This is a genomic window from Streptomyces sp. NPDC058274 (genome assembly GCF_042881375.1).
GTDB lineage: Bacteria > Actinomycetota > Actinomycetes > Streptomycetales > Streptomycetaceae > Streptomyces.
This window is the reverse complement of the sequence record NZ_JBHVXW010000002.1, coordinates 86,108-102,980: the sequence shown is the minus strand read 5'-3', so window position 1 is coordinate 102,980 and position 16,873 is coordinate 86,108. Positions and strand designations below refer to the sequence as shown.

At 66.7% G+C, this 16,873-nt stretch carries 15 protein-coding genes and 3 pseudogenes; 5 read left to right on the top strand and 13 right to left on the bottom strand.

Annotated features, from left to right (window positions below):
- Positions 1–488 precede the first annotated feature (488 nt).
- Positions 489–2,636 carry a copper resistance CopC/CopD family protein gene (locus ACFVYF_RS04915; RefSeq protein WP_389452059.1) on the top strand — a complete coding sequence of 716 codons (2,148 nt, stop codon included), beginning with the start codon at positions 489–491 and terminating at the stop codon, positions 2,634–2,636.
- Positions 2,637–2,679: 43 nt separating this feature from the next.
- Here ACFVYF_RS04915 and ACFVYF_RS04910 read toward each other — a convergent pair whose 3' ends face one another.
- The 4 genes and pseudogenes from ACFVYF_RS04910 to ACFVYF_RS04895 form a co-directional block, all read right to left on the bottom strand.
- Positions 2,680–3,558: a DUF72 domain-containing protein gene (locus ACFVYF_RS04910; protein ID WP_389450887.1), complete on the bottom strand. Its 879-nt coding sequence runs from the start codon at positions 3,556–3,558 to the stop codon at positions 2,680–2,682.
- A 42-nt stretch (positions 3,559–3,600) separates the two neighbouring features.
- Positions 3,601–3,822, bottom strand: a pseudogene (locus tag ACFVYF_RS04905) (PIN domain-containing protein); the annotation flags it as partial.
- A gap of 10 nt (positions 3,823–3,832) precedes the next feature.
- Positions 3,833–5,236: a VanZ family protein gene (locus ACFVYF_RS04900; RefSeq protein ID WP_389450884.1), complete on the bottom strand. Its 1,404-nt coding sequence runs from the start codon at positions 5,234–5,236 to the stop codon at positions 3,833–3,835.
- Positions 5,237–6,105: 869 nt separating this feature from the next.
- Positions 6,106–6,393, bottom strand: a complete 288-nt coding sequence (locus ACFVYF_RS04895) for a hypothetical protein (protein ID WP_389450881.1) — start codon at positions 6,391–6,393, stop codon at positions 6,106–6,108.
- Between the two features lie 690 nt (positions 6,394–7,083).
- Between ACFVYF_RS04895 and ACFVYF_RS04890 the strand changes: the two genes are divergently transcribed.
- From ACFVYF_RS04890 to ACFVYF_RS04880, 3 genes are all read left to right on the top strand, one after another.
- The gene (locus ACFVYF_RS04890; protein ID WP_389450878.1) at positions 7,084–7,497 is read left to right on the top strand and encodes a hypothetical protein; all 414 of its coding nucleotides are present in this window, start codon (positions 7,084–7,086) and stop codon (positions 7,495–7,497) included.
- Positions 7,484–8,119 (top strand): hypothetical protein, encoded by a 636-nt coding sequence (locus tag ACFVYF_RS04885; RefSeq protein ID WP_389450876.1) that lies wholly within the window; start codon positions 7,484–7,486, stop codon positions 8,117–8,119. Before ACFVYF_RS04890 ends, ACFVYF_RS04885 begins: the two co-directional genes overlap by 14 nt.
- Before the next feature lie 463 nt (positions 8,120–8,582).
- A complete protein-coding gene (locus ACFVYF_RS04880; protein WP_389450873.1) occupies positions 8,583–9,788 on the top strand; it encodes a hypothetical protein in 1,206 nt (401 codons plus the stop codon).
- Between the two features lie 73 nt (positions 9,789–9,861).
- Here the strand turns inward: ACFVYF_RS04880 and ACFVYF_RS04875 are convergent, their stop codons facing one another.
- The 9 genes and pseudogenes from ACFVYF_RS04875 to ACFVYF_RS04835 all read right to left on the bottom strand — a co-directional run bounded on the left by ACFVYF_RS04875 (position 9,862) and on the right by ACFVYF_RS04835 (position 15,679).
- Positions 9,862–10,224, bottom strand: a complete 363-nt coding sequence (locus ACFVYF_RS04875) for a glutamate ligase domain-containing protein (protein WP_389450870.1) — start codon at positions 10,222–10,224, stop codon at positions 9,862–9,864.
- Positions 10,224–10,745, bottom strand: a complete 522-nt coding sequence (locus ACFVYF_RS04870) for a C39 family peptidase (RefSeq protein WP_389452056.1) — start codon at positions 10,743–10,745, stop codon at positions 10,224–10,226. The genes ACFVYF_RS04875 and ACFVYF_RS04870 overlap by 1 nt, the downstream gene beginning before the upstream one ends.
- A 37-nt stretch (positions 10,746–10,782) precedes the next feature.
- Entirely contained in the window at positions 10,783–11,874 is a 1,092-nt protein-coding gene (locus tag ACFVYF_RS04865) for an ATP-grasp domain-containing protein (RefSeq protein WP_389450867.1), read from the bottom strand.
- Positions 11,871–12,671 carry a diaminopimelate epimerase gene (gene dapF / locus ACFVYF_RS04860; protein WP_389450864.1) on the bottom strand — a complete coding sequence of 267 codons (801 nt, stop codon included), beginning with the start codon at positions 12,669–12,671 and terminating at the stop codon, positions 11,871–11,873. The genes ACFVYF_RS04865 and dapF overlap by 4 nt, the downstream gene beginning before the upstream one ends.
- A 389-nt stretch (positions 12,672–13,060) precedes the next feature.
- Positions 13,061–13,603 (bottom strand): NUDIX hydrolase, encoded by a 543-nt coding sequence (locus ACFVYF_RS04855; RefSeq protein WP_389450862.1) that lies wholly within the window; start codon positions 13,601–13,603, stop codon positions 13,061–13,063.
- Entirely contained in the window at positions 13,600–13,989 is a 390-nt protein-coding gene (locus ACFVYF_RS04850; RefSeq protein WP_389450859.1) for a hypothetical protein, read from the bottom strand. Before ACFVYF_RS04850 ends, ACFVYF_RS04855 begins: the two co-directional genes overlap by 4 nt.
- A 96-nt stretch (positions 13,990–14,085) precedes the next feature.
- Positions 14,086–14,931, bottom strand: coding sequence for a helix-turn-helix domain-containing protein (locus ACFVYF_RS04845; protein ID WP_389450856.1), 846 nt, complete (start codon positions 14,929–14,931; stop codon positions 14,086–14,088).
- Between the two features lie 27 nt (positions 14,932–14,958).
- Positions 14,959–15,471, bottom strand: a complete 513-nt coding sequence (locus ACFVYF_RS04840) for a DUF6879 family protein (protein ID WP_389450853.1) — start codon at positions 15,469–15,471, stop codon at positions 14,959–14,961.
- Positions 15,449–15,679, bottom strand: a pseudogene (locus ACFVYF_RS04835) (hypothetical protein). The gene ACFVYF_RS04840 and the pseudogene ACFVYF_RS04835 overlap by 23 nt, the downstream one beginning before the upstream one ends.
- A gap of 497 nt (positions 15,680–16,176) precedes the next feature.
- Between ACFVYF_RS04835 and ACFVYF_RS04830 the strand changes: the two are divergent.
- Positions 16,177–16,862, top strand: a pseudogene (locus ACFVYF_RS04830) (DUF317 domain-containing protein).
- Positions 16,863–16,873 lie beyond the last annotated feature (11 nt).

Here is a 16,873-nt window from a genome sequence, read left to right as displayed (position 1 = left end):
CCGTATGTATCCGCACGCAGTCGCGCGCCGGAACCACCGGACGTCCGGGACACCCCCGACACGCTGAAGTACGGACGCGGCACCATACGGATACACGGATGACCCGGGCGCCGGCCGGCGGCGCCCGGCCATCGGATGCCCGGATACGGAGACGCGACGTGGGCCCACGGCGAGAAGAAGGACACGATGGCGGACGAGACGGAGGTCGGGGCGGAGCGGTTGCCGGGTCGCGGGGCAGACGGTCGGGTGCAGGCGTTGCCGGGTCGCGGAGCGGACGGCAGGACGAAGATGTCGCCGGGGCACGGCGCGGACAGTGGGGCGCAGCTGTCGCCGGGTCGCGGGGCGGACGGCGGGACGAAGATGTCGCCGGGGCACGGCGCGGACAGTGGGGCGCAGCGGTCACCGGATCGCGAACCGGCCGACGGGATGCGGCCGTCGCCGGATCGCGGGGCGGACGAGGCCCCGGCGGGCGGGGAGTTCGCGGCGTGGTGCTGCTGGGCGCCGTGCTGGTCCTGCTCCTCCTCGGTGGCGCGGGCCCGGCGTCCGCGCACGCAGCCCTCAGCGGCACCGACCCTCGAGACGGAACCGTCCTCAAGTCGGCCCCACGCCACGTCACCCTGACCTTCACCGAGTCCGTCGGTCTGCTCGACGACTCCTTCCGCGTCCTCGACCCCGAGAACCGGCGCGTCCACACCGGAGAGGCCGGACACGCGGGGGGCAGTTCCGACACGGCCAGGGTGACCCTGCCGCGTGACCTGGGCACCGGCACCTTCACGGTGGCCTGGCGGGTGGTGTCGGCGGACAGCCACCCCGTCTCCGGCGCCTTCACCTTCTCCGTCGGCAAGCCCTCCGCGACCAGCGTCGTCCTGCCCTCCGACGCCTCCGGGAACACGCCCGCCGGCACCCTCTACGACGCCGCGCGCTACTTCGCGTACGCGGCCCTGGCCCTGCTGATCGGAGCGGCCACCTTCGCCGTGGTCACCGGCGTCGCCCCGGTCCGCGCCCTGCTGCTGGCCGGCTGGTGGACGCTGCTCGTCTCCACCCTCGCCCTGCTGCTGCTCCGCGGCCCGTACGAGCGGGGCAGCGGACTGTCGACGGCCCTGGACCCGTCGGCCCTGGCGACCACGCTGACCGGACGGCCGGGGCTGGCGCTGCTGGCCAGGCTGGTCCTGCTGGCCGCGGTGGCGCTGCTGCCGATGCGGATCCCCGCGCGGCTTCTCGAAGGGGGCGGTGCAGCCGTACGCGGGACCGAAGCCGGAGTCGGCACCGATGAAGCGAAGGGCGCCGAATCCGGGGAGGACGACGAACCCGGGGAGGACGGCGACAAGCTCGCGCAGGCCGCCGGAACCGGTAAGGGAAACGCCTCCGACCCCCCGGAACACTCCACCCCGACCGAGGACTCCGCCCCGACCGACGACTCGGCCCCGACCAAGGACTCCACCCCTGTGGAGGTCTTCAGCCCCCCGAGGGGCGTGCTCATCGCAGGTGGCGTGCTGGCCTTCGCCCTGCTGACGACCTGGGCCGTCGCCGATCACGCCTCGGCCGGGATCCAGGTCCCCGTGGCGATGGTCTCCGCCGTACTGCACCTGCTGTCGATGGCGGTCTGGCTGGGCGGCCTGGCGGCCCTGCTCACCGCACTCCAGCGGGCCCCGGAGAGCCTGCCCGCCGGCGCCGTCGCCCGCTTCTCCCGCCTCGCGTTCACCGCGGTCGCCGTCCTGGTCGCCACCGGCGTCTACCAATCCTGGCGCGGCCTGGGCTCCTGGGACGCCCTCACGTCGACGTCGTACGGCCGGATCCTGATCGCCAAACTGGTGGCGGTCCTGCTCGTCCTCGCGGCAGCGGCGTACTCGCGACGCTGGACGGCCCGCCTGGTGACGAGGGCGGGGCAGGTCACGACGGCACGTCAGGTGAACACGGCGGACCGTACGGTCCCGGCGCCCGCGCGGGTGCCCGAGCGGGTGGGCGCACCGGCCGCCCTCGACGACGAGGCCGGCTCCGTACGAGCCGACATCGAGGACGTACGGGCGGACGGCGAACGGCGGGATGGCGTACGGCCGGACGCGGACCCCACTCTGCCCAAGGCCCCGTCCGAGGTCCTGCCCGAGGTCCTGCCCGGGGCCCCGTCCGAGGCCCCGCCCGATCCGGGAACGTACCGCCGTGCCCTGCGCCGCTCGGTGCTGGCGGAGGTGACGATCGGGATCGCGGTCCTGGTGATCACCACGGTGCTCACCGGGACCGAGCCGGGCCGCGCCGCCACGGAGGCGAAGGCGGCGTCGGCCTCGTCGGCCGATCAGCCCGTCGGCTCGACCACCTTGATCCCGTTCGACGTGGGGACGCCGGGCGGGCACGGCAAGGTGCAGATCGAACTGGCGCCGGGGCGCGTCGGCGAGAACACGGTCCAGGCCGTGATCATCGGCCCCGACGGCGGCATCGCCACCGTCCCCGAGCTGCGCCTCACCTTCACGCTGGCCAAGGAGAGGATCGGCCCGCTCGACGCGAACGTCACCAACAGGGGCGGCTACTGGGGCTCGGACAGCGTCAACCTCCCGCTGCCCGGCACCTGGACGATGAAGGTCACGATCCGCACGACCGACATCGACCAGGTCACGGTCTCGAAGACGGTGAAGATCGGCTAGCGCGGGCGAGACGGAGCAGCGGGCCCGGTCCAGCGCGTCGTGCTCACCGCACGGCCAGGGCCCTTTCGCTGACGAGCAGGTTCCGCATGGCCTCGGCGGCCCGGACGGCCGCGTCGGCACAGCAGTTGTTGAACAGCACGTGGACCTGCCGGGCCCGCTCGGCGGCACGGGCCACCCGGGGCGCCCACTCGGCCAGTTCGCCGGCGGTGTACTCGTGGCGGAACCGGTCCTCCTTGGTGCCGGTCCCCCAGGCCTTGTTCCGCCCGTGGAAGCGGACCATCGCCAACTCGGGCGAGGTGACGGGCATCACCGGCGGGACGGAGACGTCGAGCGTCTGCACCATGTCCACGGCGACGGCGGCCATCCCCGACTCGGAGAGCAGGGCGGCGGTATCGGCGTACCGCTCCTCCCGCCACCAGGCCGGATGCCGGAACTCCACGGCGACGGACCAGCCGGCCGTACGCTCGGCGCACTCCGCGAGAAACCGCTCGGCCCGCTCCCCGGGCGCGAACCACGGCGGAAACTGGAACAACACCGCCCCCAAGCGCCCCGCCCGCCGCAGCGGTTCGAGCGCCGAGCTGAATCGTCCCCACACCTCGTCGAGCACCCCGGCCCCGGGCTCTCCCCGCCCGACCCGACCCCGTAGATCCGCGGGCAGCGCACCGTCCCGCGTCGGATGCCCGGTGAGCATCGAGAACGCCTTCACGTCAAAGAGAAACCCGTCCGGAGTCCGCTCGCTCCACAGCGCACTGTTCCGCTCACTGGGCAGCCCGTAGTAGGTGGAGTCCACTTCCACCACGGGAAACCGCCCCGCGTAATGCCGCAGCCGCCCCTCGGCACCCCGCCACCCGGCGGGATACCACCCACTCCCCACCAACTCCCGGTCCGTCCACGAACAGGACCCCACCAAGATCTCACCCATGGAGCCCGGCTACCCAAGACCACAATGGGGAACCGATCCGGCTCACTTACCGCTGGCCGGTCCGTACCACTGAAGTGCCTGCCCGGTAATCGCCGCAATGCATTCGAAGTCCCGGTCACGGTGCAGAAGGGTCAGACCCTGGAGTTCCGCCGTAGCGGCAACGACCAGATCGACGGCGCCGGCGCTGCGATGCCGGCCTCGCTTGGCCAGTACGTCCTGGACCTGCCAGGCGCGGTCGTCGACCGGTACCCAAGTGAAGAGCAGTGGGAGTGCATCAGCGGACTTTCATGGAAGCTCCGCCGGAGTCGTACACCTGACCGCTGATGGCATTCACTCGGTACGTCTCGCCTGGGTTCGAAAGCTGAGCGTCATCTTCCTGCTTCTCTGTGTCCGACGCCACGTTCACGAGCCAGTACGGTGCCCACTTGCCGTCCTGGTCCACCGCTTTGACGGTGAAGGCTTTGACTTGAAATGTGGCGTCAGCGGTCTCATTGGCCCGCAGCCGTGCGGACACTGCCTTGACGACCGCGTTCTCGGCCTGCTTTGCGTCAAGCCTGGCCTTGGGAAGGTTCATGCGGGTCGGCCCGAGGGTGACGTCGATCTGAGAAACGTGTCCGGCTCTGTCGACCTGAACGTCCAGCATCCTGGGCATCAGGACGCCGCTGTGGGTCCATCGCCAGTTGGTGATCCAGCCCAGTTGGGCTTTCTCCCCGATGGGGTACGTCTGTTGCACATTCGCGTCCTTCGCCCACGGGTATTGCTGCCGGGCGTACGACTGCGCCACCCGGTTGGCCCCTTGGTCGGTGGAGGGCGCCTTGGCCCCTGTCACCGGGTATCCCATGACGGTGGGACGGTCGCTGTCCTCCAGCAGAACGTTCAGGTGCTTCTTGTCCGGCCAGGAGAGGCTGCCATTGCCGAATGCCTCGCTGTGGCCCTTCTCGCGGCTGTGCAGATTGAAGATGATGTTCTTGCACGGCAGGTCCCCGCACGGCTGCTCATACAGCTGACCGATCTCGTAACGGTCGCCGAAGGCCTCCTTCACGGCGGTCTCGACGGCTCGCTTCTGATCGGAGTCGGCGGCGGAGAGGCCGGTGCCGTCCACGTTCGTGAAGTCGAGCATCGGGCGCGCGACTCCCGTCCCGAGGAGCAGGAATGCGGCGGAGGCGATCAATGCCCCCTTCAGACCGGCCCGCCAGTCGAGCGACCGGCGCACCGTGAGCACGGTCGCGGCGCTGCCCAGTCCCACCAGTCCGCCGATGATGTTCATCTCGGCATCCGAGCTGTCACATACGCGCCCCAGGCCCTCCACAGTGGCCTGGGTGAACTCGATGCCCAGGGGCAGGATGACGACGGCGACCAGGACGGGCAGCGGGCGGCGGACGGCCATCAGCGCGAGGATGCCGACGGGCACCATCATGGCGAGGTTCCATAGCCCCTGTGTTGTGTGGAACGGCTCGGCGAACTGGTGGTTGAGGACGCACATACCACTGGCTCGGCCGCTGCCCATGAAGGTGACTCCAAGCACACCGGTCAGGGCGAAAGCAAGCCCGGCCCACCACGCGCCGTGAGGGTTGCCCAGTCTGCGGACGAGTGCCCATGCCGCGCCACCGAGAATGAGGGCGGTCAGTGTGCAGGCGGCCAGATAGCCGACCTGATGTTGGAAGATCGCGGTAAACACGGCGCGTTCCTTGCGTGGTCAGAGCGAGGAGAACTTGGGGGCAGCGAAGGCCCCGCCTGAGCAGACGGGGCCCGTGGAATCGCTGGATTCAGCAGTGCGTGGAGGGCGTCTGGAAAGTGCCGCCGCTGTAGTTGAGCACGCCGGTCATGCTCTGACAGTAGGAGCCGGAGCCTGTGCTGAACTGCTTCACCACCGTCTCCCCCGAGCTGATGGAGAAGTAGCCGGAGTAGTGCGTAGACCCGTTGTGGGTGTAGCCGAGGCGGACACTGACGGAAGAGCCACCCGTCCTGGAGTAAGTGGTGCCGATTTTGTCATTGGAGAACTGATGCGCGTACAGGCGACGTTGGTGCGCACGAGATCCCCTTTGTTTGAATAGGACATGCCAACTGTCCAGACGTATCGGGGCGGTTGCATGATCAAATCGCACGAGCATCTCATCACGCGATATCCGACTCTGTGAAGATCATTTGAGGATCTTCAGAGCTTCAGGGCAAGCTCCCTTCACATCTTGTCGAGACTTTGAGGCGCGATCGGGTCATGGTGGGGCGGGTGTCAGTCCGGTGCTGGTGAGGCAGTCGTCGAGGATGTCGTGGCGGTACTGGGGCTGGCGTAAGCCTCGCCGGACGGCGATGGTTTGGGTTTGCGTGTCGGCGAAGGCGCGATCGATCGTGGCGGTGCGCCGGCAGTATCGATCAGATGCCCTTGACCGTTGAGGCCCCGCGTGTAAGGCGGGAGTTGGTCGAAGTCGCTGCACAAAGTCGTGGAGCCGTCGGCCTCAGCCACGATGTGTTGATGCCGGCATTGGGCTGTACTGCACGCGGCCAGCGCCCCCAGCAGTGATGCCGGAGGACGCTCCCTGTGTGCGTGGATCAGACGGCGTCGACCCGCCAGGCAATCACGCCGGTCGCGCCCTTGGCGCCGTCAACGTTGATGCGGACCGGCCCGTGCCCCGTGATCCGCTGTTGGACCAACGACTGATCGCACGGGATCGCGGCCTTCGAGCCGGCGCTCGCCGGCGTGAACGACAACTGCGCGCTACCACTGCCGATACACACCAGGTTGAGCTTGTAGTTCTTGCCCTTACTCAGGATGGTCTCGGTGTGGACCCCGTCGGTCACACGCTCCGCGCCGGACGCGAAGAACCTGCCGCTCTGCACAGCAACAAGGGCCGCCTGGGCCTGCTCGGTGACCTTCTTCTCGGACGCGCCAGTTGCCGTTGCAGAGGCGCTTGATGCAGAGGACGGCGACGTTTGCTGCCCTGCTTCCGTCGGTGCGACGGCGCAGCTGCGTGTCCGCCGTCGATGTCGCCGGTGAAGCGGCGGGCGAGCTGGAGATGGAGACGTCAGGGAGTCGGCCGGTGACCGTGCCCTTTTTGCCTGTCCGGGAAGCCCACGGCTGACCGCCCTGCGTAACTGAGACCAGGCAACGTCGAAGGGCCCCACCGCGAACGGTGGGGCCCTTCGAGTCGTACCCGGTGAGGCACTGGCGGAGGATAGGGGATTCGAACCCCTGAGGAGTTGCCCCCAACACGCTTTCCAAGTCTTCGTCTGGGGGTTCGGTGGGGGACGGGGGCGTTCTGACCTGGGGTGGAGAGGGTGGCAGCGGCGCCCTTGAACGGCGCCGGACGGGGGCGAATGAGACCAGAACTGAGACCAAGGTCCCCGGTGTTCTACCTGGTCAGGCGCCGCATTCGAGCCCCAGCGACGTGCTGATCAGGAGGCGGTTTCGTCTGGCTGGCTGCGTGGCCCTCTCGGAGTCTGTGTATGCGGATTGTCCCCTCGGAGTGTCAGTGGTGCCCGGTAGGTTCTGCTGCGGTACGCCACTACGAACGGGGAGACATCTCGATCATGTACGACGCCGAATTAATGGCCGTGGCCACCGGTGCGGCCGGCACGCTCGTCGCAGCCATAGCCACGTCGGGCGCTGAGAAGATGCGCCTGAAGGTCGCGCACTTCTTCCGCCTGGCCACTCCGGATCAGCAGAGAGCGGCTGCCCAAGCAGTGGATGACACCGCCGCGCAGCTCACCTCACCCTCTGCAGAGGCTCAGGCGCTCGCAGCGACCGCCTGGGCGCAGCTCATCGCCCAATACCTTGCCGAGCACCACGACGCCATGAGTGAGGTGGACGAACTCGCGGTGCCCACTCCGGCGGCCTCGAAGGTCTGGAACCAGCACAACACCGGAACAGGAACGTTCATCGGTGGTGACGTCCACGGTGGCCTGACCTTCAACTACGGCGGGGCGCCAGATGGCGGACACTGAGCACCGGGAACAGCACAACCACGGCTCGGGCACGTTCGTGGGCGGCGACGTCCACGGTGGCCTCTGGCAGGTCTTTCTCCCGCCCTACGGAAAGAAGACGTCCGGCAATCCGGCGCCGACGAAGCGACAGCCCGAGCAGGATGACGAGGATGAGGATGACTACGAGGGCGTCCTGGGATCTCTGATCGTGGCTGCATGGGTTTCCGCTGCGGCTGGTCTGGCCGTCGTCTATGCGGTCATGGGCTGGCCTTGGACCGACCATGAACCGGCTCCGGGCATCGCTGCCCGCATCGGCGGAGGGCTCGTCGCCTTCTACGCCTGCTTGGCCGCGGCGGCCGCCTTTTTCGCCCGTCTCGCTCAGGTCTTCGAGCTCTGGTCGGAGCAATGTGCCATCACGGCTGCGCAAAGCCGAGGTCGGTTGGTTGCCAGGCCCCCTGCGTCCATGTCCAGGACTATGGCCGGCTTGACGGCAGCCGCAGCCGTTGCAGCCGAACTGCTTGCGTCTCTGTACGGCTGGTCTTCTTACGGGGGCGAAGTCTCGCAACGCGCGCATCTGGCCCGACTCAACGCAGCCGCCAACGCGAATTCGGCTCGCGCCGCGGCGAAGAGGTCCAGGGCGTAGTCACGGGCTGGCGGGGCTCACCGTAGGCAGGCGATGCCCGGCGTATGGCGCGGGCGCCGCTGCCAATCTCCCAGACGCCGTGGTGTGTTCAAGCACGCGCTGCTACAGCTCGCATAGCTGCTGGAGGAACTTCGCTGCGTCGAGCTCGGCCCGCTCTGCCAGTACCGGGATGCCTGCGTTCCCCACCTCCAACCCCGTGATCTCGGGCATGTCCTTGGGTCGGTCCCAGTTGCTCGGCGCATCGATGCGCCCCGGCAGCAGACGCTGAGCCGGTCGATGTCGAGTCACAGCACGGGTATCTGACGGCCACTCAGCGATGTCAGTGGCGTGTCGTACAGTCCACTCACAGGAGACCCTGCCGGTTCTCGTCGGCAGCTCCGTCCGAAATTCCGTACCGCATCGTTGCGTACATCGGTACTTTCTTTGATGAGCGCGCGTACTTGTCAGAGTGAGGCGAGGCACAGTGCAAGAACCCATACCTGTCACCGTCTACCAGTCCAGCTTTGCCGCCTGCACGCGGACGTTGGATCCTGGGCTGCTCGAGACACTGCGTATCAGTGAATCTGCCGTGCTCTTGATGGAGGCTTTTGTCTCGCTGTGCAAGGCGCTGACCAACGACAGTGACCCGCGGCCGTGGCAGGAACGGGTTGAAGACTGTTTTTCAGAGGTTACGGAAGAGCGGCTGAAGGAAATGGTCCAAGCCTTCGTTGATGAATGCGAAGGTGAGCAGCTGCAACGCTGGGTGGAGCGGTTCAAGAATCAGAACTACAGCAGCTTCGCTGAGCGCCTTCTGGGGGCGGCAACGTATAAGCGCTTCATTGATTCCCTGAAGCAAGATGGCGCTGTGGTCGCGCTGGCCGTTCGACGCGGGGTGCGCGCACTCACTCCTTTCGTTGTGGCATGGAATGACGCCGTCAAGATTTCTTCACAAAATCAGCTCAAGGATGTCCAGCCAGCCAATGTTCTCGCGGTGAATGCCGTCGAAATGCTGGTGTCGCTCGACGACTTTCTCGGGGAGAAGGTCCTCGCCGCTCTTCCCATGGAAGTGACGGGTGCGAAGGAATCTGATCTTGCGACGCTGGCGCCAGAAGGTATAGACGACCTCGTGGCCAGCTTTCGCTCCATGGTGGCGGAGGCTTCGGTCAAGCGTGTGGAGCGCAGAAATTCTCCGCTTGTAAGGAAAATTCGAGGCGCGCGAGACGCTCTTCGATTCTCAGAGGACGGCGTTTCCCAGGCCGCCAACTCTCTCATCGAGTTGCTTGATCGCATCATGCGAGAAAGCTTCAAGCCTGCAGAAGTTCTGGCCTGGGTGGATGTCAACCTTCCGGATGGGATAGATCTGACGCACGAAGTGCAAGGGCAAAGGCGCCCGACCAAGCGTGCGGAAGCCCTATGCTTTGTTTATGGCGGCGACCCCATCATGCCACGCGAGGCTAGCGAGAACGATGATGGTCAAGGTCCCGACTTTATCCACGATGTGATCGCTATTTCATTGGTTTCCATTCGGAATCAGTTGCAGAAGATGAAGCACGCTGATCACGGGACGTCTGAGGAGAAGATTCAGCTCTTGAGCGTCCTCGCGGCGCTCGAAGGGGCTCTTATGCTGGGTCTCACTATCGGCAGCCTGTCAGCTGAACCGGAACCTTCCGAGGAATTGCCTGCGGCGTAGCTACTTTGAAGGTGGAGGGGCTGTTCAGGTCGACGGGCAGGTTATGGAGCCACTCGTTGGGGCTGAGGAAGACTCACAACCCCGTAACAGGCTGTCCTGTGAGTGCCTGCGCGACTTGCCACAACTGACCGCCGCGGGACGCCTTCACCAGAACGACGTCGCCGGGGCGGAGGATGGCGGCCAGGTAGGCGGCGGCGGTGCCGTTGTCGCCGACCATCGCGATGTCGGGGACTCCAGCCGCGCCCGCCGCAAGGGCGAGTTGCTTGGCGAGTGTGTCGCCGACCGCCACGATTAGATCGACGCCGTTCTCGGCTGCCATGCGGCCGACCTGCCGGTGGGCTTCCACGGCTCCGTCGCCCAGCTCCAGCATCTCTCCGAGTACGGCGATCCTTCGACCGCCTGCGGCCTCGGTCGTGTCGCCGTCTGCCTCGGGCATCAAGACTCTCCGTTGTTCAAGGGCGCGAAGGTGATCGCGCGGCCGGCGTAGGAAGGGGACAGGCGACTCAGTGGGATTTGATCGTGTGTCTGGCCCCAGGCTGACGGGTCTCGGAACTGGATCGTCGGGTCGGGGCCGTCCTCGTAGCCGCGAAGGATGACGAGGTGGCCTCCGGAACGTCCGTCGTCGGGGAACTGCTCGGTGACGGACACGATGACGGGTGCGTCATCGAGGCGGGTGAGCAGGTTTTCGACCGGCACGGGCTCTGCGGCCGACGGGACGCCGAGGTCGGTTGCCAGGCTCGCGATCCCCGCGTGGAGCGCCCCGCGCGGGGTCAGAACCTCGTGCTTGACCGCGAGTTTCAGCAGTTCCGTGACCGTGGGTGCCGCGCGCCCGTAGGCGAGCAGGATCATTCTCAGCGACGCCAGGCCGCATGCCCGGTTGGACCATTCCCTTCTGTCCCCGAGTGCCCAGCCTCCGTGCAGATCCCATTCCGCGGGGGCGATGAGCTGTCGGCACATAGGGACATCGTGGACGCGCGACACAGCGGGCGGGCTCCTACGGTGAGACGGCAACCTCCCGAGTCAGCGTGGTGCCGGCGAACGCGGGAGTGGGCAGAGGAACATCGTATGGCGGTCGGGTCAACGCCTCGTGCAACATCGCCACTACGACATCTGTGTGCGTGAGTCCGGTCATCGCGGCGCCCACCACGAAGTTGCTGTCTCGGGACATGCCCGGCGTGCTGTTGACCTCCAGCACGTACGGCTCGTCGTCCTCGGTGAGGATTAAGTCGACGCGCGCCGAACCACGCAGCCCGAGCCCGTCCCACAGCTTCGTGGCGCACTCGGTGACCTTGGACTGCACCTCCGGCGACAACTCGGCGGCCCGCACGGCTGCGGCGCCCCTGGACTCCTCGTCGAGCTTCGTGTCCGCGTCGTAGAACTCCGCCTCGGTGGCTTCGGTGGCCAGCGGGGGAAGTACGACGACCGCCCCTCCGGGTAGTTCCAGGAGGCCCACGGTCAGCGGTACGCCGGGCAGGTAGTCCTCGACCAGTACCGCATCGCCTTCTTCGCCGGCTGCGTCCGCCAACGCCGTGGGGAGGTCCGCCTGTTCGCGTACCAGGCTCATGCCCACGCTGGAGCCGCCGAAGGGCGGTTTGACCATCGCCGCCCGCCCGTTCCAGTGCATCGGGCCGCCGGACCACACCCACCATCCCGGCGTGGGGATGCCGAGGCTCAGCATCACGCGCTTGCACAGGATCTTGTCGGCGGCCACCGCGGACGCCGCGACTCCACTGCCGCAGTACGGCACGCGCAGGTAGTCGAGCAGGCCCTGCAGCCTCCCGTCCTCCCCGTATGGACCGTGAAGGTTGGAGAGGGCCACGTCGTACCCGGCCAACTCCGTGATGAAGTCCGGCTCGCACGGATTCAGCACCTTCCAGCGGGCTCCGATGTTGTCCAGGGCCTCGGACAGGGCGGTCACGGAACGTTGATCCACGGGACACTTCGAGTGGTAGAGCCGGTCCTCTGCTGATACCGGCCCGTAGACGAGGGCGACACCGAGCCCCTCTCGGTCGCGCTGCCAGTCGCGAAGGCTCTGGGCGGCCTCCCGCACCGCGAGACCGCAGCTGGGGTTGAGGAACTGAGTCATGCGAGGACCCCTTCGAAGGTGTTGGTGACCGGCCCGCCGACCCAGTGCGTCCGCTGCGGTCGGTCGGGATGTGGCCGGACCGTAAGCGGCTCCCCGGCGCGGTTGTGGACGGTGACGGCACGCTGCGACACGAGTCCGCGCAGGGTGGCGATGACGACGGCCGCGACGGCTCCGCTCCCGCATGACAGGGTTTCCGCTTCGACGCCGCGCTCGTAGGTGCGGATCTTCAGTGCCTGCCTGCCGGCGGTCTGTACGAAGTTGACGTTCGTCCCCAGCGGGGCAAGGTCGGCATGGTGGCGGACGAGGCGTCCGACGAGTACCGCGTCGATGGCGTCCACGTCGTCCACGATGGCGACGACGTGTTCGGTGCCGGTGTGGGCGCTGTCGAACCAAGTGGGCTTGCCGTTGATGACGGTCTGAACTCGTCGGGGGTGGACTGCGCCGACTTCGGCCGTGACCCACACGGAGTCATCGCTCACGATCGCCTCGTGCATCACCCCCGCCATGCGGAGGCTCATCTCACGGAAGCCATGGTCGTGGTGGGCGGCCCAGGCGGTACACCGCAGAGCATTACCGCACATCGTCGCGATCGAGCCGTCAGCGTTGAAGCAGCCGACTTCGAGGACGACCGGGTTGATGCTGATGAGGCTGCTGATGACGAGGCCGTCCGCGCCTACGCCGGTTCGTCTGGCGCAGAGTCGCTCGGCCTCCTTTGACCAGTCCTTCTCGCCGTCCGGGGCGGGGTCGGATAACAGGACGAAGTCGTTCCCCGCTCCGTGGATCTTGCGGAAACGCATGGCGAAGCTCCTCGCTGGCGCGAGATGTCAGTTCTAGTGACGGCTGAATGGGGCTTCGGGTCAGAGGAGTTCGACGGGCCGATACGTGGTCGCTGACTCCCTCATGACCCACGGGGAGCGCCCGTCGAAGATCAGGACACGGCGCCCCGCGGTTCCGGCGGACCTCATGTCGCGGACACGCAGGTACAACCCGTCGAGGAACACGAAATCGCCTATGTGGACATCGCTTGGTTGCCTCTGACCGGGGATGGTGCCGAGGGGCGGAGAAGGTGCAGGAGTTGGGCCGGTGGTGCGGCGCTCGTACATTCAGCCTCTCCAGATCGCCAGGAGGATCGAGCCGCCGAGTGCTACGAGGCTTGCCACGTAGGCGAGTTGCTGGTTTCGGGGGCTCATCGGGCGCCGATCAGGTGGCGGTGAAGACGGTTGCGGACTGACGGGATACCGATTTCCTCAAGGGGCATCCAGGCCGCTGGGCCGGCTTCGATCACCATCGGAGCGATGGCGACGGAGTGGGCCCGGAAGAGATATCTGAAGCCGATCCGGAGGCGGGGGCCATACCTGTGGTGCCCCGCTGTGGTCACGTCGATCAGGAAGGGGCCATCGCTGTCGGGCTCCGTCCATACTTCGCGAATGCCGACTGCCTCGGTCAACAGACGCAGGGCCGCCTCGCTGAGTGAGTCGTCCTGTGCCTCCGGCTCCGCTTCGGCGAGGGCGAAGGCTCCTTCGTGCCGCAGGGACAGGACGCGATTGCGTTCATCGACGACAACCGCGCCTGCCGTCACGAGAGGACAGCGTCGGTCGTGGGTGCAGGTCCCGCGCTGTGCGTAGTCGCGGGCGGCGTCGTACACCGGCATCAGCGCCATCTGCTCGTCAGGGTGCTCGTAGATGTAGTGGGACAGCTCCCGGACGATCTGGTCCTCCCGGATACTCACGGGGCACCGAGCCCGTGGCGCTGTGTGTAGATCCACATGAGCCTTCGCGTGATGTCGGCGACATCCCGGAGGTAGATGAATACGCCGAACGACGGAGTCTCCGCGGTCGGACGGTTCTGCAGGTCGATGAGCCGATACCCCTTGCGGAACAGCTCCCGCACGTCCTCGTCCTCGTCGGCCCCCAGATCCTCGCCGAGTAGAAGGTTGAGGTGCCCGACGATCTCCGGCAGAGACGCGTCCATGTCCTTGCAGGTGGAGGTGGCCATCTGCATGGAGAGGGCTGCTTCGGTGCTCTCCGAAATCGTCTCGACGGCAACTGGGAGAACTTCGGTTCCCGCGCTGTCGGTTGCTCTCGATGCCTTGCCACTACTTGCCACAGTGATCACCGTCTCGCCCCTTCAGTGCGCGTTTCCGGCCGTGCCAGTAACGCTAAGAAGGGCGACAGGAGGGGCTCTACGAGTGTGCCGGAACTTGCCCGGCATTCACCCCAGGGATTCGATGGCTGCGGTGATGAGTTCGCGCGCCGCCGGGCCGTAGACGGCAAGTTCGGCCAGACCCGTGAACGTCTGGGCATACATGGCAAGTTCGTGCTTCTGCGTGACGGCGAGGTGGGCCGAGACAAGTTCGACGTGGACGGTGTGGTCGTCGTACAGGAAGAAGCCCTCGACGGGCCAGAGGCTGGAACGGTTGGCGTCTTCAGGAATGATGCCGATACTCACCGAAGGCAGCGCCATAACGCTGAGCAGATAGCCGAGTTGGCCGGCCATTACATCCGTCCCGCCTATGCGCTTTCGGAGTGCTCCCTCTTCCAGGAGGATCGCGAACGTGTGGTTGGCATACACGATCTTCTGCTTCTCCACACGCACCTTGACGGCCGCCGGCACGTCATCAATGAGGCCGCGGCGGTCGCGAATAGAGGTGAGCAGTGCGGTGATGTACGAGGCCGTCTGCACGGGGCCGGGAATGAGCCACGGCGAGTAAATTCGGAACCGCTGAGTGCGCTCCCACAGAGGGAGGACAGACTCCTGGGCCTGCTTCAGGCCCGTGCGCTCCATCCGGCGCCACTCGACGTACATGCCCTCGATGCCGCGGGCTGTCGAGACGAGATCCTCGGCCGCGTTCTCCGCACCGCAAGCAGCAGCCCACGCACGAACGTCGCGCTCCGAGGGCGGACGCGTGCCGCTCTCGAAACGCGAACACTTCGACTCATGCCAGCCGACTCTGTTGGCCAACGCTCGCTTGGTGAGCCCGGCTTCGAGCCGGATTTCGCTCAGGCGTTTCCCCAGAGCCCTGCGGGCTTCCTGAACGCTCGAAGATGGCGATGTCATGTCGCTGCGGAGATGCTGTTTGAGTTGTCAGGCCGGCTGAAACTCTGCGTGCGGTGTCGCCCGCGCCCACACGGTCTCGAAGGCCGACTCGCAGAGCTTTGCCACCTCGGGGTCCTCCGTGAGTTCCACCTCCATGTTCTCGCCTTCGCCATCGAAATGATTGACGAGAACGAGGCTGGAGTCGAAGAGCCAGAAGTCGTTGCCCGGAAGGGCGAGGCCCGTGGCGTTTCGCCGGGAGAGCCAGCGCACGTCTTCGCCGGCGGCGATGTTCAGTCCATCCGTCACGTCGTACTCGAAGCGGATGTACTCGCTGACGGGAGTCGAGACGACTCGGGCCCGGCGGACCTCGACGCCTCGCGAGGTGGCCTCTGTGACGATGCTGTGCCAGTCGCCCCAGTGCTCGGCCGGGTCGAGTGTCAGGCCGGCTTTCCAGTCGATGAAGGCCGGGTCCGACTTCATGTAGGCGTCGCGCATCTCCAGATGGACGGCCGTCCTCTGGCAGTCGCGGAACAGCTCCTCAAACGTCGGGGTCCTCGTCAACCTTCTTCACCTCCAGGAAGAACTGCACCATGCGCCGAGGGATCTCCACCACCGACTAGTGGCCGGGGATGTCCATCTGCCCGAGGCGCTCGATGTCCTCCACCTTCAGCCCCTGTACGAGGTAGCTGCCCTTCTCCTCGTCGAGGTAGATGGTGGGGGAGCCGCCACTGGGACTCTCCGGGTCCTTACCGAGCTTGCGCAGGGCCATGATGTCCTCCTCGGATGCCGGTAACGATCTCTGTGCCAGAGCTTGCCCGCAGCTGGACGTTGGAGCGAGGAACTTGCCGAAACTTGCCAGGCGTACGGAAGTTGACCTTACGCGGCCGGGGCCAGAGCGACGAAGAGCGGACCGGCCGCGGTATCCCCAGGGCTGGCCGGAATCGATTGTTGTCCGCCTTTCCTTGAGTCCGGGAGAAGAGGTGCCGTCCCAGGCTGGAAAGCGGCTGAAGTCGCCCGTCGAGTGAGGACTCTTTGGTCGACACACACGGACGCATGCACGCGGATCACTTCGGCGATTCACCGGTTCGCCGGAGGTAGACAGGGAAGATCCCGAAACTGCTGGTTCTCTGCGGATTGGCATGTCAACGTGGACGACCTTCCGAAACCTCAGGTCAGCGACGGTTAGTAACCCATTTCGAGGGCACGGAGGCGCCCCTGTACCCGCACCATTCCAGTGATTCTTCCCGTACCGACTTGCCGGACCCGGTGTACTGGGTGGCCCCGCGTCACCTGGCGGGTGACGACGGCGTGCTCGCCGAGCGGATCGACGACAACTTGGTCAGCCTCGGCTGGAGCATGTGGCCCACCTCGCGCCACACCCTGCTGTTGTGAGCCCCGACGAGCTGCGTGGCGCCGAGTGGATCCTCGCGGCCTACCCGTTCGAGCTGGGCGGAATGCCTGTTGCCTGGCAGTTGAGCGCCCGTCCGCACGCCACCTCGGCGATGACGGAGTGGAACGCGTACTTCACCACTGGCGTCCCGTATGAGGCGCTCGCCGATCTCCTCGTGGCGATCGACGCCCGCGAGGCGCCTGAGACCGACTTCGGCGGGGCCGAGGCGGTGCTCAACACGCTCGGTGCCCAAGGCTGGCTCCGCGACGTCGATCGCCCCCACACCACTGCTACGGACCCCGGGCTGTCCGGCTGCGTCTCCCTGGAGCTGATGCCACCACTCATTCAGGACGCCGACCCGCGCCCTGACCTGTCGGGATGGCAGGCGTGGGCGGAGCTTGCTCTCGGCGCCCCGTACCTGTGGTGTGCCAGCTTCAGCGCCAGCGTTCCGAACGGCCTGGTGGCCGCGTTCACGTCATCGCTTGCCTCACGGGTCCCGGTGCCCCGCCGAACCGTGCCCAAGAGCGTTGAGGGACGGCTCACAGTCGTCCGCCGTAGCTGACGATTCGCGCC

Bases quoted from the DNA above. Each gene is read 5' to 3' on its own strand.
- ACFVYF_RS04870 (WP_389452056.1), bottom strand. From the start codon at position 10,745: ATGTGCCGACAGCTCATCGCCCCCGCGGAATGGGATCTGCACGGAGGC.
- dapF (WP_389450864.1), bottom strand. From the start codon at position 12,671: ATGCGTTTCCGCAAGATCCACGGAGCGGGGAACGACTTCGTCCTGTTA.
- ACFVYF_RS04865 (WP_389450867.1), bottom strand. From the start codon at position 11,874: ATGACTCAGTTCCTCAACCCCAGCTGCGGTCTCGCGGTGCGGGAGGCC.
- ACFVYF_RS04845 (WP_389450856.1), bottom strand. From the start codon at position 14,931: ATGACATCGCCATCTTCGAGCGTTCAGGAAGCCCGCAGGGCTCTGGGG.
- ACFVYF_RS04875 (WP_389450870.1), bottom strand. From the start codon at position 10,224: ATGCCCGAGGCAGACGGCGACACGACCGAGGCCGCAGGCGGTCGAAGG.
- ACFVYF_RS04910 (WP_389450887.1), bottom strand. From the start codon at position 3,558: ATGGGTGAGATCTTGGTGGGGTCCTGTTCGTGGACGGACCGGGAGTTG.
- ACFVYF_RS04890 (WP_389450878.1), top strand. From the start codon at position 7,084: ATGTACGACGCCGAATTAATGGCCGTGGCCACCGGTGCGGCCGGCACG.
- ACFVYF_RS04885 (WP_389450876.1), top strand. From the start codon at position 7,484: ATGGCGGACACTGAGCACCGGGAACAGCACAACCACGGCTCGGGCACG.